Origin of the sequence: Lyngbya sp. CCY1209, assembly GCF_035615495.1 — a bacterium.
Lineage (GTDB): Bacteria > Cyanobacteriota > Cyanobacteriia > Cyanobacteriales > Microcoleaceae > Limnospira.
This window is the reverse complement of the sequence record NZ_JAJENU010000639.1, coordinates 82,581-97,936: the sequence shown is the minus strand read 5'-3', so window position 1 is coordinate 97,936 and position 15,356 is coordinate 82,581. Positions and strand designations below refer to the sequence as shown.

18 protein-coding genes are annotated in these 15,356 nt (G+C 53.7%); 7 read left to right on the top strand and 11 right to left on the bottom strand.

Going from position 1 to position 15,356, the window contains the following annotated elements:
* Positions 1-92 precede the first annotated feature (92 nt).
* Together LKE08_RS25230 and LKE08_RS25225 are read right to left on the bottom strand one after the other, a co-directional pair.
* Positions 93-368 (bottom strand): hypothetical protein, encoded by a 276-nt coding sequence (locus LKE08_RS25230; RefSeq protein WP_324707041.1) that lies wholly within the window; start codon positions 366-368, stop codon positions 93-95.
* On the bottom strand, positions 346-534 hold the full coding sequence (locus LKE08_RS25225; protein ID WP_324707040.1) for a hypothetical protein: 189 nt from the start codon (positions 532-534) through the stop codon (positions 346-348). The genes LKE08_RS25230 and LKE08_RS25225 overlap by 23 nt, the downstream gene beginning before the upstream one ends.
* Before the next feature lie 102 nt (positions 535-636).
* Between LKE08_RS25225 and LKE08_RS25220 the strand changes: the two genes are divergently transcribed.
* The 3 genes from LKE08_RS25220 to LKE08_RS25210 all read left to right on the top strand — a co-directional run bounded on the left by LKE08_RS25220 (position 637) and on the right by LKE08_RS25210 (position 2,688).
* On the top strand, positions 637-1,065 hold the full coding sequence (locus tag LKE08_RS25220; protein ID WP_324707039.1) for a Uma2 family endonuclease: 429 nt from the start codon (positions 637-639) through the stop codon (positions 1,063-1,065).
* A 403-nt stretch (positions 1,066-1,468) separates the two neighbouring features.
* Positions 1,469-2,446, top strand: coding sequence for a C69 family dipeptidase (locus tag LKE08_RS25215; RefSeq protein ID WP_324707038.1), 978 nt, complete (start codon positions 1,469-1,471; stop codon positions 2,444-2,446).
* A 38-nt stretch (positions 2,447-2,484) separates the two neighbouring features.
* A complete protein-coding gene (locus LKE08_RS25210) occupies positions 2,485-2,688 on the top strand; it encodes a hypothetical protein (protein WP_324707037.1) in 204 nt (67 codons plus the stop codon).
* Positions 2,689-3,150: 462 nt separating this feature from the next.
* On the opposite strand, the gene LKE08_RS25205 is transcribed toward LKE08_RS25210, so the two are convergent.
* The 7 genes from LKE08_RS25205 to LKE08_RS25175 all read right to left on the bottom strand — a co-directional run bounded on the left by LKE08_RS25205 (position 3,151) and on the right by LKE08_RS25175 (position 10,253).
* Entirely contained in the window at positions 3,151-3,693 is a 543-nt protein-coding gene (locus LKE08_RS25205; RefSeq protein WP_324707036.1) for a cytochrome C, read from the bottom strand.
* Positions 3,694-3,719: 26 nt separating this feature from the next.
* Positions 3,720-4,631: an MBL fold metallo-hydrolase gene (locus LKE08_RS25200; protein WP_375341466.1), complete on the bottom strand. Its 912-nt coding sequence runs from the start codon at positions 4,629-4,631 to the stop codon at positions 3,720-3,722.
* A gap of 122 nt (positions 4,632-4,753) precedes the next feature.
* Positions 4,754-5,146, bottom strand: coding sequence for an aspartate 1-decarboxylase (gene panD, locus LKE08_RS25195; protein WP_324707034.1), 393 nt, complete (start codon positions 5,144-5,146; stop codon positions 4,754-4,756).
* 90 nt (positions 5,147-5,236) lie between these two features.
* Positions 5,237-5,749: an inorganic diphosphatase gene (locus LKE08_RS25190; RefSeq protein ID WP_324707033.1), complete on the bottom strand. Its 513-nt coding sequence runs from the start codon at positions 5,747-5,749 to the stop codon at positions 5,237-5,239.
* Between the two features lie 120 nt (positions 5,750-5,869).
* A complete protein-coding gene (locus LKE08_RS25185) occupies positions 5,870-6,070 on the bottom strand; it encodes a hypothetical protein (protein WP_324707032.1) in 201 nt (66 codons plus the stop codon).
* Between the two features lie 115 nt (positions 6,071-6,185).
* Positions 6,186-6,746, bottom strand: a complete 561-nt coding sequence (locus tag LKE08_RS25180) for a hypothetical protein (RefSeq protein ID WP_324707031.1) — start codon at positions 6,744-6,746, stop codon at positions 6,186-6,188.
* Between the two features lie 444 nt (positions 6,747-7,190).
* Positions 7,191-10,253, bottom strand: coding sequence for a GAF domain-containing protein (locus LKE08_RS25175; protein ID WP_324707030.1), 3,063 nt, complete (start codon positions 10,251-10,253; stop codon positions 7,191-7,193).
* Between the two features lie 223 nt (positions 10,254-10,476).
* Between LKE08_RS25175 and LKE08_RS25170 the strand changes: the two genes are divergently transcribed.
* The 3 genes from LKE08_RS25170 (at position 10,477) to LKE08_RS25160 (ending at position 13,405) form a co-directional block, all read left to right on the top strand.
* Positions 10,477-10,779 carry a hypothetical protein gene (locus LKE08_RS25170; protein WP_324707029.1) on the top strand — a complete coding sequence of 101 codons (303 nt, stop codon included), beginning with the start codon at positions 10,477-10,479 and terminating at the stop codon, positions 10,777-10,779.
* Between the two features lie 70 nt (positions 10,780-10,849).
* Positions 10,850-11,530 carry a Crp/Fnr family transcriptional regulator gene (locus LKE08_RS25165; protein ID WP_324707028.1) on the top strand — a complete coding sequence of 227 codons (681 nt, stop codon included), beginning with the start codon at positions 10,850-10,852 and terminating at the stop codon, positions 11,528-11,530.
* Between the two features lie 72 nt (positions 11,531-11,602).
* Positions 11,603-13,405, top strand: coding sequence for a M61 family metallopeptidase (locus LKE08_RS25160; RefSeq protein WP_324707093.1), 1,803 nt, complete (start codon positions 11,603-11,605; stop codon positions 13,403-13,405).
* Between the two features lie 258 nt (positions 13,406-13,663).
* On the opposite strand, the gene LKE08_RS25155 is transcribed toward LKE08_RS25160, so the two are convergent.
* Positions 13,664-14,431 carry a peroxiredoxin-like family protein gene (locus LKE08_RS25155; protein ID WP_324707027.1) on the bottom strand — a complete coding sequence of 256 codons (768 nt, stop codon included), beginning with the start codon at positions 14,429-14,431 and terminating at the stop codon, positions 13,664-13,666.
* Between the two features lie 275 nt (positions 14,432-14,706).
* Between LKE08_RS25155 and LKE08_RS25150 the strand changes: the two genes are divergently transcribed.
* On the top strand, positions 14,707-14,955 hold the full coding sequence (locus LKE08_RS25150; protein ID WP_324707026.1) for a DUF433 domain-containing protein: 249 nt from the start codon (positions 14,707-14,709) through the stop codon (positions 14,953-14,955).
* A gap of 122 nt (positions 14,956-15,077) precedes the next feature.
* Here LKE08_RS25150 and LKE08_RS25145 read toward each other — a convergent pair whose 3' ends face one another.
* Positions 15,078-15,248, bottom strand: coding sequence for a type II toxin-antitoxin system HicB family antitoxin (locus LKE08_RS25145; protein WP_324707025.1), 171 nt, complete (start codon positions 15,246-15,248; stop codon positions 15,078-15,080).
* Between the last annotated feature and the right edge of the window lie 108 nt (positions 15,249-15,356).

The following is a 15,356-nucleotide window of genomic DNA, read 5'->3' as shown; positions in this document are numbered from 1 at the left end:
TTTCCAAAAAATCCGAATTTTTCACGAAATAATCGGGGTTTGAGCCTCTATTTTGGCGAGTAGACACGAGAACCCCTTGGGAGGCGTTTCCTCTATCCTACCAGAACCCCCATTCTGCCGTCAAGTCTTTGAGAACAATTTTCAGTCAAAATTTTATTATTTTCTGAAAAAATTTTGTAAATTAAAATAATTTCGACAGTTTGATTAGCACAGCTTATATAAACAGTTGATTTGCCCACATCACCTGTGAATCCAGTCGGGTAGGCATCGCCCACAACAACCAACCCAGACAATCCAGTAGAAGCAACCCTCTCCGGTTGCCATAATATCCCTTTAAAACAATTCTTAACCCCCCTTTTTTGACTCATCTGAATTCAAGGAACGTTCAAAAAATGCGATCGCCAATTTCTCCAGTTCGGCTTCTGAAACTTTGCCCTTAAACCGGGTTTGGGCGACTTCCAGACAGTGGGCGAAGAGGTCGGCATATTGATTAATCAGTTCCCGCTTTTTCGTCAAATCCGTATCACCAGACATTTGCATATTTTCTGTACTGATTGTTTTGCTTAATTGCTGATTTAGCCTTTTAAATACAGAAAGAATTACGGCAGTATTTATCATCAGTAAAATCGCAAATGTATGACGGATATGAAAGCCCAGGTGGATGCGGCTAATCGTTTCTTTTATCCCGATGTGATGGTGACGTGCGATGATCGCGATCGCGAATTGAATACCTTTAAAAAATATCCCTGTTTAATTGTCGAAGTTTTATCCAAGAAAACCGAGGGATTTGATCGCGGCGATAAATTCGCCGACTATCGGAAACTGAAAACCTTGCAAGAATATGTTGTGATCGATCAAACCAAAAAGCGGGCGGACTGTTTTCAACGTCAATCCGATGGAGTTTGGAGGGTAAAATTCTACACGCCAGACGAGGAAATTCAGTTTCAAAGCATCGATTTTCGGATCAGCTTTGATGCACTGTATGAAGATGTCGTTTTTACCGATACGGAAAATCGAGAGAGTCCGAATAGGGCGGGCGAGAAAAGTGAGGGGCGATCAACATAATGATCGAATCCAAAAATTTGCTTTTTACAACTCCCTGATTTCGATCAGAAACCATGGAGATTGCAATCAATCCTCTCTCTGTGTTTCTCTGTGTCTCTGTGGTTAAAAAATCGAGCTTAATTAATGCGTTATCGTACAACTGGCGATCGCATTGTTAGCCCTCGAACGCTGGACGCAATCCGATACACCGATATGATAGGGCATCGTCACCACGGTAGAGGATTGGCGGTTCGGTATTTTCCACCGCCAAGATCGCTACATCCAGCCCGATCCCAAACGCTATCTCGTCCCAGAAGAGTTGACACCATGACTCGAAATTTTGATAGGTATTTTCGGCGAAAAGGATTGATTTTTCTGGAAGTTTTTGATATCATAATTGACAGAGTGTGGCTCAGATCAGACCATGTGCGATACTTTCGTTGCTCTGCCGGATGCGACCCCCGACGGTCACGTTATTTTCGGAAAAAATAGCGATCGCCCCGCCGGAGAACTGCAAGATGCGATCGCCCTCCCCAGAATGTATTATCCCCCCGGCGATCGTCTGCGGTGTACTTATATCGAAATCCCCCAAGTCGAGAAAACCCTCGCCGTCATCCTCTCCAAACCGCGATGGATGTGGGGGGCGGAAATGGGTGCCAATGAGTGCGGGGTTGTTATCGGCAACGAAGCCGTTTGGACGACGGAACCCTATCGCAGCGATGGGTTATTGGGAATGGATTTAGTGCGGTTAGGATTGGAACGGGGCGAGACGGCGAAAGCCGCTTTAGACTGTATGATCGAGCTTTTGAATCACTACGGACAGGGGGGAAACTGTGCCGAAGCGTTCCCGATGAATTATCACAATTCTTTTCTGATTGCCGATGCCACGGAAGCCTGGGTATTGGAAACGGCGGGAGAATTTTGGATTGCCGAACGAGTCACCCACGGGACGCGATCGATTTCCAACAATCTCAGTATCCGAACGGCGGGAAATTTGCGACATCCCGGAGTCGTTGATCGCGCGATCGCGATGGGATTATGTGAGGGAATAAAAGATTTCGATTTTGCCCGCATTTTCTCGGAAGGGGGATTTTACGAAGCATCTCCCAACTCGCGGGAAAGTCGCGTCCGGACGCTGTGTCGGCGCCGTGAGGGAGAATTTACCATCGATGTGGCGAAGGCTATTTTGAGAGAACACGAAGGCAATATTTGTATGCACGGAGCGTTTGAGAGTGCCGGAAGCCAGATTTCAAGCCTGTCTCGGCGGGGATGCGAGCACTGGTTCATCGATCGCCCCCACCCCTGTTGTCGCGAATACGAGAAAAAGGAATTCTGCTTTCGTGCGGTGGCTTCCGGCGAAAAATCTGTCTCTGGGGGGTCGTTTTCCGGCCGAGAGCCGTGAGAGACTCGAAAAAGAGTCGAATAATTGGAGTCAAAAATATGATCGGCGGAAAATTTGGCAAACAAGAATCCCTGCAAATTATAGCCCACAGCATGGAGCAGGTGGCGAAAGAACTGCGTGGGATGAATAACAAGTTGGAAAACATCGAAACCCTGCTCGACAAACGCCTCCCCAAACCCGAAGAGAAAGACGGAATTACTTGGGTTGCGGGAGAACCCATCAACCGTCCGAACAAGTCTTGAAGTGGGGAGTGGGGAAAGTGAAGAGTGAAAAATGAAAAATGATATCATGTCCGCAACAATCGTTTTTATAAAAATGATTTCTGTCATTCAATACAGGCCGGATGCCCGTGCTACCCAACTGTTATATCATATAAAATCCGCTCGATCACCAGAAATAAATCCAAACCGTCAATCGGCTCAAACTCCTGATATACGGCGATATGGGTTGATATGAAGCTGTTGGCGATCGACAGGACTTGATATGATTTTTGCTAATATCGCAAGTATCGCGCTCGTGTGTTTATATCCAACCCGTTTTGTTGCGAGTATTCAACCGGATTTAAGATGAGGTGTGTTTTTTTGATCGAACAGACTCTGCAATCCTCTGAATATGATTTGAGCTGTTAGCTGGAAAATTGATTTCCCAGGGGTTCGGGCATTGAACTTGTCGCGATCGTTGCTACAATTATCAATGATCAATTATCAATGATCAATTCTTTCCCATTGTGCACTCAAACTGCGAAAATCGTAATCCGAGGCGCCGGGATGGCAGGTCTGGCAGTTATTGAGGGTGATGGGTTTGGAAAATTCCACCTGGGGATGCAGGGCTTTGAAAAAGCGCGATCGCTCGATCCGGTAGGGGATGCGTTCCTCGTTGACGCTCATTGACCGGGAAAAGGTGCGGAGATAGTTCCAGATCAGGAGCCTGGGGGGGTCGATGAGGGGGTCGATTTGGACGCCGTAATGATCGGTATCTTGGAGGATTTGCTGCCAGGTCTGTCGGGGCAGGACTTGTGGCGGGATAGGGATGTGGCAGGTGGCGCAGTTTTCCAGGTAGAGTTCCTGGCCGAGTTGATATTGTGGCGGGACCCAATCGACCGTTCCAATTGAGGTGTTGGGAGTTTGAGTGGTGCCACGGGAAGTGATGCCGACGGCGAGGCAGACGGCAATCAGGATGCAGAAGCATCGCAGCAGTAGGGACCGTCGCCGCGATCGCTGCGGGTGGGAGAATTTGGAATCAAACATCGGTGGAGGGGGCATTGATCGCCGCCCTAGTCTAACGTGAGGATCATACCTTCTCGGGCGACCATTCCGCTGGGGAAATGGGCTTGGACTTGGGTTTCGATCGCATCGAGAAAGTCGTCGTCGTGGGAGGGGTCGTGCTGGTACATGACGACCTGCTTCACCCCGGCTTTTTTAGCCACCTCCACCCCCACTTCCCAGGTGGAGTGTCCCCAGCCGAGTTTCGGGGACTCGCGGTCGTGGTATTCCTCGTTGGTGTAGGTGGCGTCGTAGATCAGCAGGTCGGCATCGCGGGCCAGGTGGAGGACATTTTCATCGAAGCGATCGAGAAAGTGCTCGGTGTCGCTGCAGTAGACGGCGGTGCGGCCTTCCCAGGTGACGCGGTAGCCGATGGCGACGTTGGGATGGTTGAGGGGGGCCGTCTCGATTTTGATTCCCCCGTCCAGGGCGATCGCGTCGCCGGGGACGATATCGTAAAATTTCATATCCGATTGCATGACGTGCATCGGGACGGGGAAGTTGGGGTGTACCATCTGGTCGGAGAGGCGTTCTTTGATGGTCGTCCCGTCGGGAGCGATCGCCCCGTAGATGTGAAAGCGGTTGATGGGAATAAAGGCGGGCACGAAAAACGGAAACCCCTGGATGTGGTCCCAGTGGGTGTGGGAAAAGAAGACGCGGGCTTCGACGGGCATCTGCTTGAGCAAGTCCAGGCCCAAAACCCGCAATCCCGTCCCCCCATCAAAAATTAAGCGCTGGTTCCCGAGGCGCATTTCCACGCAGGAGGTGTTGCCTCCGTATCGGATCGTTTGGCGGCCCGGGGTGGGAACGCTCCCCCTCACGCCCCAAAACTGCACGCAAAATTCCGGAGAACTGGAATTGTCATTCATCGTGTTTTCGTTGGAAATCTGGGGATTCCGAGCGGGCGGATCTGAAACTGACATCTTGGTTGACGGCGGACGTTTTACAGTAGGTGAAAGACTTGAGACTTGAGACCGAACCTTCTGGGATCGTTAAGTTCCGATCGACCGATCGTCTAGAATTGCACCGCAGTTTCCAGAATTGCTTAAGCCCAAGTTAGTGTCTCACTAGGATTATTGTAGCCCCGAATTTCAACGACCCGGTTATTTTCATCCACCAGAACCACCGTGGGCCGGTGGGTTGAGATTTCTTCCGGCGTCAGTTGGGCGTAGGCCATCACGATCAGGCGGTCCCCCGGCATGGCCAGACGGGCCGCGGCGCCGTTGAGTTGGATCTCGCCCGAGTGAGCCGGGGCCGGAATGACGTAGGTGATCAGTCGTTCCCCGTTGGTGGTGTTGACCACCTGCACCTGTTCGTGAACGAGAATTCCGGCCGCATCGAGCAAATGTTGGTCGATGCTGATGCTGCCGACGTAGTTCAGGTTGGCTTCCGTCAAGGTACAGTTATGGATTTTAGCGGACAACAGGGTGCGGTGCATATTGTAAATTCAAAGGATCGCCGATTTGAGAATCCGCCCGCCGGAAGGCGGGGGATTGGGGGGTTACGGACGTTTTGTCCTGAAATCCAGTTATTTTGAACCGGCTTTGATGCAGGTTTCGACGAGGGGTTTCACTTGGTCCACGTCTTTCCAGCCGAGAATTTCGGTGGCTTTTTTCTCGAGGTTTTTGTAGGTTCGGAAAAATTCGGCAATTTCGTCGAGCCGGTGGGGGGCGACGTCTTTCAGGGACTTGACCTCGGCGTAGCGGGGATCTTTGGCGGGGACGCAGAGAATTTTTTCGTCGCGATCGCCGCCGTCGATCATTTCCAGCATCCCGATGGGGCGGGCGGCAATTACGCACCCGGGGAAGGTGGGCTGGTCCATCATCACCATACCGTCAAGGGGGTCGCCGTCGTCGGCGAGGGTGTTGGGGACGAAGCCGTAGTCGAAGGGGTACTCGACGGAGGCGTACAGCACGCGGTCGAGGGCGAAGGCCTGCAGGTCTTTGTCGAATTCGTATTTATTTTTGCTCCCGCCCGGAATCTCGATCAAAATGTTGAGCAATCCGGGTTTGGGTTCGGGGGGAATCAGCGATAGATCCATCTGAGTCGTTCTCCAAGCTTGTGTTGGGTTGGGGGGAAACCGGGCGCGAGTTGGCGGGTTTCCCCCTATAAGATTCTAGGCGCGATCGCACGATCCTCCAACCCATTCTCGACTTTTGCTTCAGGGGGGCGAGGGGCGATCGCGCAGCGTCCGGATCGAATAGGAGGTCGGTTGCAGCGTTTCGACCTGGCTCGGCGAGTAGCGCGCGATCGCCAGCAGGGGGAAGATGAGTGTTACGAGGGCGATAACCGTCCCAACCAAATCTGCAAATCGGTGGGTCGAACTGCCAGGCGAACTGACAGGTTGACTGTCTGATTCCATATTTAAAATTTTTGCACGGAGGATGCGAAGTCGGACTGAGAGAGAACAATCGCTCCCGCATTATATCACACCCGATCGCCAACGCCAAAGCGATCGGCATCCCGCACCCGCCCGATTATTTCTGTCGCAAATCGTTGTACTGGGTTTGCGCCACGTCCAGCAGGGTCAGCACTTGCTGCCAGCCCGGGTTGCCGGCCTCGGTGCTGTTGCCCCATTCCGCCTTCAACTGTTCGCGCAACTGGTCGAACCGGGTATTGACATCCGTCGCGCCCTTGCGATCGTGGGATTCCCCCGGGCCGTCCGATCCCTCGTCGCCATTTTCCAGGGCTTCCTGGATATCTTGGGCGGTCTCGGCTAGGCTGAGGGCGCGGTGGGCGATATTTTCGGGCAGTTTGGGGCGGTCCGAGAGGGCGATGCGGGACAATTCCAACAGAAACTGCCGCACCTGTTCGAGCCAGTCTTGCTGTGTTCCCCGCCAGTTGGCGCCAGCGGCGGGGGAGGTGGCGACTTGGTCTTGGATCGCCTGGGCCTGTCGGGCCAGGGGGAGGGCGGAGGTGGAAACTGCGGTCGGCAATGTGGGGATGTCCGCCAGAGATGCCCGGGCAACTTGGATCAACAGGTCGTTCACCTGTTCGATCCATCTGCGGTCGGAGGATGGAGAGTTCAACTCAGTCATTTTCAACGCAAACTTCGAGATCGAATACAACAGGGGCGGGGTGGAACCGATCGCCCGGGAATCCCGAGAGCGACGCGATCGCAAGGCGTCGTCGCCCCGAGGTCGTTTCCGTGCCCCGGTGGGAGGACTCCGGAAGCCGCATCTGCCCCCGAGTACCCCCCCCGGCCGAATCAACAGAAACCGGCAAAGTCGTGGAGTGCGGCCGCGCGCGCCCGTCCCATCCAGTTCGGTTCATCAGTTCTCATACAGATTTCTGATGACTGAATGACAAAAATCGTTTTTAGAAAAACGATTTGAGCGGACATGATATCAAAGTGAGGGTCGGGTGGGGCGAAGACTTCGAGAGGTCAACCGAACAGACCGAGGGGCGCGATTCGGCGAGTTTTGGACTCGAAGCCGTGACTGACAAGGGGCTCTCAGAGAAGAGAAATCCCTGACCGGGGACTACTTTTCCGTGAGCTTCCAAACACCGTCCCAGGTTTCACTCGGGGGCTTTGTGGTCTCATACAGTATACACCGATCCACATGAAGTTTCGCCGCTTTATTTTGCGGGTCGAGCTTCAAAACTTCCAAAAATTCGTGTTTAGCTTCCCGGAAGGCATCTTTCGCCGTGGCAGCAAATCGTTTCCGGCACAGGTCGATGAGTTTCCGCAGCTTCGGAAGTGAGAGTTCTGCGGCTTCGTCGGCCAACATTTGCTGAGTTTCCGGGCGGCCGGCGAAGTGTTGCACTTTGGCGGCCAGCAACTTTTTCGCCTCCCGGGGGGTGAGGGTTTTGACGGCCTCCAGAATCCGATCCCAAATTTCGTCCGGCGGGGCCAACCGCGCCTCGGCCAGGGACAGCCGTCGCAGGGTATTTTCGCCGAGAATGGCTTCCAAGTCCTTGAGGGGCAGTTCTTCCAACATTTGGCCGAGCAGTTCGCGATCGCTGTAGGAGAGCTTTTTCAACTGGCTTTCGGACAGGGTTTCCAACTCCTCCAACAGGGGGACGAGGTCGGCGTCGGCCAGCTTGTCCTTAGCCGGTTTCAGGTAAAATTCCCGGCCCCGGTGATAGTGGTCGATGATCTGCTGCTGTTCCTCGGAGATGGGGCGGGCGAGTTTCCCGGACCGGATGCCCACCAATTCGTAAATCCGCACCGGCTGACTCTTGCCCTTGACGGTGATGAAGTCGAGTTCCCGGACGACCAGGCGGCTGGCGTAGGGGTGGTAAGTATTTTCGCTGATGATAATATCGGTTCCGTACTGCTTGCTGGTGCCTTCCAGGCGGGAGGCGAGGTTCACCCCGTCCCCGATGGAGGTCAATTCCATGCGCTTGCTGGAGCCGATATTGCCGCTCACCACCTCGTCCGAGTGCAGGCCCATGCCAATTTTGATCGGCATCAACCCCTGAGAAACCCGGTGTTGGTTGAACTCGGCCAGCCGGTGGCGCATCTCCACGGCGGCCTGCAGGGCCATCCAGGGGTGGTCTTCCAGGGGGGCCGGCGACCCGAACACGGCCATCAGGGCGTCGCCGATGTACTTGTCGAGGGTGCCGTGGTAGTTGAGGACCGTATCCACCATCTCCTCGAAATACTCGTTGAGCATGGTGACGACTTCTTCGGCCTGCAGCTTTTCGGTGAGGGTGGTGTAGCTGCGGATGTCGCTGAACAGGACGGTGACGTGCTTGCGGGTCCCCCCCAGTTTGATCTCGCCGCTGGCCAGGAGGGATTCGGCGACGGCGGGGGTCATGTAGCGGTAGATCAAGTTTTTGACTTCTTTTTCGCCGCTGATATCTTCCATGACCACCAGGGCGCCGCTGACCTTTTCGGGGTCGCTGATGTCGGACATGGAGTTGATGGAGAGGTTGATGCTCTGGGGGTCTTCGGAGGCTCCGGACAGGAGGGTTTGGTCGGGGTAGTATTGCTGGCGGTCTTTGGATTCTTTGGGCTGCAGGGCCAGGTCGAACCAGCGGGCGAAGTCGCCGTCCTTGAGGTGGATCAGATCCCGCACCGAGGGGCGCTGTCCCACGTCGGCTTCCGTGAGGCCGAGCAGTTGCATGGCGCATTCGTTGGTGGCGATCATGCGGCCTTCGCGATCGGCGGAGATGACGCCGTTGGTGAGGCTGCGGAGGATGTCTTTTTGGCGCTGTTCCTGCTCTTTGACTTTTTGGAACAGTTTGGCGTTCTGGAGGGCGATCCCGGCTTGGATGTTGAAGGCCCGCATGAATTCCAGGTCGTTTTTATTGAAGCTGGCTTTCCACTGCTCGGGGGGATCGGGCCAGGTGGCGGGGTCGTAGGGGGGATACTCGCCCTGTTTTTTCTTGTTGATCAGTTGGGTGACGCCGATGAGTTGGTCGTCGGCGTTGTAGACGGGCATACACAGCAGGCTGCAGGTGCGGTAGCCGGTTTTTTGGTCGGTTTTTCGGGACTGTTCCGATCGCGGGTCGTTGTAGACGTCGAAGGGGATGAGCAGGGGTTCGTGGCTTTCGGCGACGATGCCGGCGAAACCGGCGGTGCGGGGGATGCGAATTTCGGTGAGTTCCCCGTTGATGGGGATTTTCGTCCACAGTTCCCCCGCCTCTTCGTCGAGGAGCCACAGGGTGGAGCGGTCGGCGTTCATCAGTTCTTTCGCCTGCCCCATGACGTTGGTGAGGGTGTCTTGCAGGTCGAGGCTGCTCTTGCTCAGGGCGTTGACCGCGTTCATGAGGGCGGAGGCGGCCCGCTGGCGCTGGGTGGCTGAATAGAAGGATTTGGAGGACTCCAAAATCAACCGGATGGAGGGGGCGAATTCGTCGAAGAGTTGTTCGTCTTTGCGGGTAAATCCTTCGCGATCGACTTTTTCGGACAGCGGGGTGGCCGGATCGATGTCCGGCTTGAGTTTGTTGAGCAGTTGGACGACGGCCACCAGCTCCCCGCTGTCGTTGTTGAGCAGCGGCATGGCGATCATGGTGTAGGTGCGATAGCCATTTTTTTCGTCGAATTTTTTGGCCGCGGCCGATCGCGGGTCGTCGTAGAAGTCGTAGGGGATGTTGACGATTTCCTTTTCGGTGGCGACTTCTCCGGCGATGCCGGCCCCGGCCGGAATTCGCAGTTCCAGGGGTTGTCCGTCTTCCCCTTTGGCGACGATCGACCACAGTTCGTGTTTCTCCTCGTCCATCAGCCAGATCGTGGTGCGATCGGCGTTCAGCAGTTCCCCGGTTTTGAACGTGATCGAGGAGAGCATTTCGTTGAGGATCGCTTCAAACCCCTGGGCGTCGAGCAGGTTGTCGAGCATCGAGAGGGTTTGATTGACAGTTTTCAGCTTTTCCTCGACATCTTTGACGGCTTCGACAAATGTTTCTTTTTTCAGGGGAGCCAACAGGTTGGAAAAACTGCCGCCGCGACGGGCCAAGCCTGAAGATGATGGGGGGACGACATCGGGGGTTTCACCCCCCATGCGCCGGATGGGACGGCGGGGGTGGGTCGAGTTACCGCCCTCTCCGGCGATGATATCGACATCGACCGTGACGGAGACGGCAGGATTTTGAGGCATCGAATTGTTTGGAGATGCAGAGTTCATAAACCTTTACCAAACAGGCTGGAACTGTGGTCGTGTTGGGGACTATCGGTTTGGGAGCGTCGAGATGCGATGGTCGGCTTGCGGAAAGTCTGCAAAATTTTAATAACTTTTGCCGAGCTGACGGCGAATGGCGGCCGACGGCTCGATTCGCAAAGGAGGTTGCACTTAATTATAAGTGTTGCACTCGCCTTGGTAAATGTCTGTTATAGTTTGTACCAATTTAGCCGGGGAGGGGGATTTTTATCCGTTTGCCGGAGCGGCAGATGGAGATCGGTGGCGGTGGGGGACGACAGGGGCGACGGCGGGCCGGGTTTTGATACAATCGGTGCAACCCGAGGTTGCCGATCGCGCTAGTATAATTAAAATGCCCGACCGCAACAGCGGTCTGGAGAAGGCGGCGCGGGAGGTTCACTCGGACACCGGGTCTGGATTCCCAGGGATTGACGGCCGGCTGACCGCATCGTTTCCCCGCCCATCGGTGTCAACCGGATCTCTTTGAGAGCCATCCGGAACCTTGCGGTTCCCGGGGGAGCGTGTCAACATCAATATTTGGACTGTAGCGAATTCTCATGCAGACTGAAGCTTTTAGTGAGCTTTTTCCCCTTTTTAAAGGGGCGAACCCAGAAACTCTGGAATGGCTGTTGTCCGTCGCCGTGAAGCACGAGTATCCGGCAGATCGGGCGGTCGTGATGGAAGATGCTTGGGGAAACGCGGTCTATTTTATCGTTTCCGGCTGGGTCAAGGTGCGGCGCCTGTCGGGGGATAATGTCGTCACCCTGGCGATTTTGGGGCGGGGCGATTTTTTCGGCGAGATGGCGATTTTGGACGAGTCCCCGCGATCAAATGACGTGATCGCCCTGTCCGCTGTGCGCCTGATCAGCGTCTCGGCGCAGCGGTTCATCCAAACCCTGTTCAAAGATCCACAACTGCACCATCGAATGCTGCAACTGATGGTGCGACGCCTGCGCCAAACCAACCAGCGCTACCAGATCCGCCACCGCCCCCCGGCGGTGAAATTGGCCAATACCCTGGTGGAGTTGGCCGAAAATTACGGCCAGTTGACGGAAAAGGGGACTGACATCTTCAACATTCCTGAACAGGATCTGGCCGACGTCACTGACATCAGTTTGGAGGAGACGAGCAAAATTATGGAGAAGCTCCACAGCAAGGGCTGGATCAATATCGATCCGGAACGGCAGGCGATCCATTTGCTCAACCTCAAACACCTGAATCAGTTGGCGAATCAGTAGATGGGTCTTCCCGTCGCCTTCGGGGGGCGGTTGTGCGGGTCGGGTGCGATGTTGTCACTTTACACCATCCTGATGAGAGAAGCCATTCAAACCCCACCGCGCCATTCTCGTGCTCCCATTCCCGCCCTACATTATCGGGTTTCGATGCCCCAACCGGAGTCCCACCTGTTCGAGGTGCGCTTGGACTTGTCGCGCCCAAATCTGTGCGGAACGGCCCCGGAGTCGTCGGTGATCGATTTGAAAATGCCGGTCTGGACGCCGGGATCGTACCTGGTGCGGGAATATGCCCGACATTTGCAGAATTTTCGGGTTTGCGATCGCTCTGGCCAATCCCTGCCTTGGATGAAGGTGAGCAAAAATCATTGGCGCGTCGAGGCGGGGGACGCGGAAACTGTCACGGTGACTTATCGCATCTACGCCAACGAGTTGACGGTGCGAACCAACCACCTGGACGGAACCCACGGCTATTTCAACGGGGCGGCGATGTTTTTCTACGTCCCGGGGGCGGAAAAACAGCCGATCCGGGTAGCGATCGCACCGCCGCGAAATTGGGTCGTGACGACGAGTTTGCCGGCCGTTGCGGGTACAGAAAATACCTTTGAAGCGACGGATTTCGATACCCTGGTGGACAGTCCCTTCGAGATCGGCACCCACGAAATTTATGATTTTGAAGTGCGCCAAAAACCCCACCAACTGGCGATCTGGGGTCGGGGAAATGCCCAACCCGATCGCCTGCTCCGGGATATGGAGAAAATCATCGAGGTGGAGGCGGACTTGTTCGGCGGACTCCCCTACGATCGCTATTTATTTTTGCTGCATTTGTCGGGGCAGGGTTACGGCGGCTTGGAGCACAAAGATTCCTGTTCTTTGAATTATCCCCGTTTCGGACTGCGCGATCGCGATAAATACAACCGCTTCATGCAGTTGGTCGCCCACGAATTTTTCCACCTGTGGAACGTCAAACGTCTCCGCCCCAAAGAGCTGGAAGTTTTCAACTACGAGGGGGAATGTTACACCCCGTCCCTGTGGTTTTGCGAGGGGACGACGAGTTATTACGATCTGGCGATTCCGTTCCGGGCGGGTATTTTCAATGTCAAAACGTTTTTCAAGGGGTTGAGCAAAGATATTTCCCGGTTCCAAACCACGCCGGGGCGGCTGGTGCAGCCGTTGAGCGAGTCGAGTTGGGACGCTTGGATCAAGTTGTATCGCCGGGATGCCTACAGCGACAATAATCAAATTTCCTACTATTTGAAAGGGGAATTGGTGTCGTTTTTGCTGGATCTGCTGATTCGGAATGGGAGCAACAATCGGCGATCGCTCGATGACGTGATGGTGCACCTGTGGGAGAAATTCGGCAAGGACGAAATCGGCTATACGGAGGCTGAGTTGCGGGAAGCGATCGCGTCGGTGGCGGAAACGAATTTGGACGAGTTTTTCGACCTTTATGTTGACGGGTTGGAAGAATTGCCTTTTGATGAATATTTGCAGCCTTTCGGTTTACAATTGAAAGCGGAAAATGGGAATGATACGCCGGATTTGGGTTTGAAATTGGCGGCGGAAAATGGGAAGGCGATCGTCAAGTTTGTGGAGGCCGGAAGCGGCGGCGAGTCGGCGGGAATTGACGCGGGAGATGAGATTTTGGCGTTGAACGGTTTCCGGATTACTGCTGAAACTTGGGGCGATCGGCTCAAGGATTTTGAGGCGGGGGATATGGTGGAATTGACGTTTTTCCACCAAGATGAATTGCAAACCCGTCGGGCGACTCTGGCGTCTCCCCGTCCCACCAGTTACCGGATCGCTTCTGTGGCGGAACCGACGCCGGAACAGGAGCGAAATTTCAGTGCTTGGCTGGGGTGTCCTTTTGTGAAGTTGTAGATATTTCGTTTTTGTTGAGTTGAAATTGATGGGCAACCGGGGACGGTTGCCCCCACGTTTTTGTTGAGTTGAAATTGATGGGCAACCGGGGACGGTTGCCCCCACAGCAAAGATTTCATTAGAGATCTTTTATAGCAGTAGGCATTTAGGTTAGGACAGATCCTCTCTCTGTGTTCTCTGTGCCTCTGTGGTGAAAATTCAAAACTGTCCCAACGTATTCCCGTAGTGCCATAATATCAAATCCGATTGAATGCCGGATCATATCGATAAAAATGATAGGGGATAACTCATGTTTTCGGCGAAACCGAGGATGCCGCGATCGCGGTATTCGTAGAGTAAGTTTCCTGGGTTGTCAAATAAGAAGGTTCCGCCCCGCTGGGTCATGTAAACTGGGTTGGGGACGTAGGTTTTCCAGTGTCCGAGGACTTCGGTCATGTTCCGCAGTCGCAGGGTGGCGAGCTCGAAGGGTCGTTGAAAGCCTTCGCCGCCGGCGAGGTTGAAAAATGAGCCTTTGAAGGCGGGTAAGGGTTTGGCTTTTACGACTTCTTTTTCGCCGAATAATTGGGGGGCGTCGCGATCGCCTCTGTAACCCCGAAACACTTCCGCCAGGGTTCCGGGACTGCCGATCCCCGCACACATCAACATCAGGTTTGCCCAGGCATTTTGACCGGGGGAAAGGAGGGGCAATTTGAAGGATAATCCGGAGTAGAGTTCCAATTGTCGGTGGAGTTCGGCTGTGGGATCGACAAATAGCCATTCGGGGGGAAATTCGGTGTATTCGCAAAATTTCAGTCCGGAGTCGCGATCGCCGATTCCGACGGCCCGAATGGTGATTCCTTGGGAGCGAATTTTTTCGGCTTCTCGCTGTAGCCACCAGGCATATTCGAGGCTGTCAAAATCCCCCAGTTGCGGCCAGATTAACATGAGGATGCGATCGCCCGATTCGCAGCCGGTTAAAATGGGGAGGGTGGCGCGATCGCTGACTCGCTGGCGTCGGGTTTGACTGAGGATGGTGTAAGGATTCATGGCGGCTTCGGGGGTCAGTTGACGGGGAATATTTTACTATATTTTGGGTGTCACCACAGAGGTACAGAGGACGCAGAGAGGGAGGGTTAAGAGTTGGAACCGTAGGGGTGACAGTGATGGGTGTAAAGTATAATAGATTCTGAGGTTCAATTGAGCTGTCCCGTCAGATCGTGATAATTGTTTGTATTTGACGACAGTCGATTGAACTGAATCTCAAAATTTCCAACTTTTCTCTATTACCAATGAATACAAAACTCGTCGAATCTTTGGTTCAAATGGTCGAATCGCTGTCCGCAGAAGATTATGCCTTGTTTCAACAAAAATTGACCGGCAGAATCATTCAAAAAACTGCGGGTGTTTGTGGGGGAAACGCCCGAATTCGCAATACCCGCATTCCGGTTTGGACAATTATTTCTTTACAAAATCAAGGGGCGGGCGATGGAGAAATCTTGGAAAATTTTCCGATATTGACTCCATTTGACTTGATAGCGGCAAGGATATATTATCAAAACAACGTTTTATAAATTGATCGAGAAATTGGCGAATCTGACGCTTGATAACCTGTTTCGCTGTCAATCGGGGTGCTTTTGGCGACATGATAATTTTTCTACAGCGCCAGTTTCACGACTTCTTTGGTATTGCCGGTTTATAAAAACTCATCCGGAATGGGTTCTAACATGAGATTGATGGCATCTTTTAAATTAGCGATCGCCTCGTCTTTCGTTTCCCCGAAGGATGAGACAAAATTCAGTTCGGGACAGGTTGCCGAATAAGCTTGGCATTCTTCATCCCATTCGATAATCGCTCGAATCATCATGGCTTTGACAGTAATTTTATGGTCGATTACTTCCCATCGTATTATATCATGATCCCTGAAAAATTATTGACGGTCAGTTTCCTTCACCAAGAAATTATCGATTTCGTC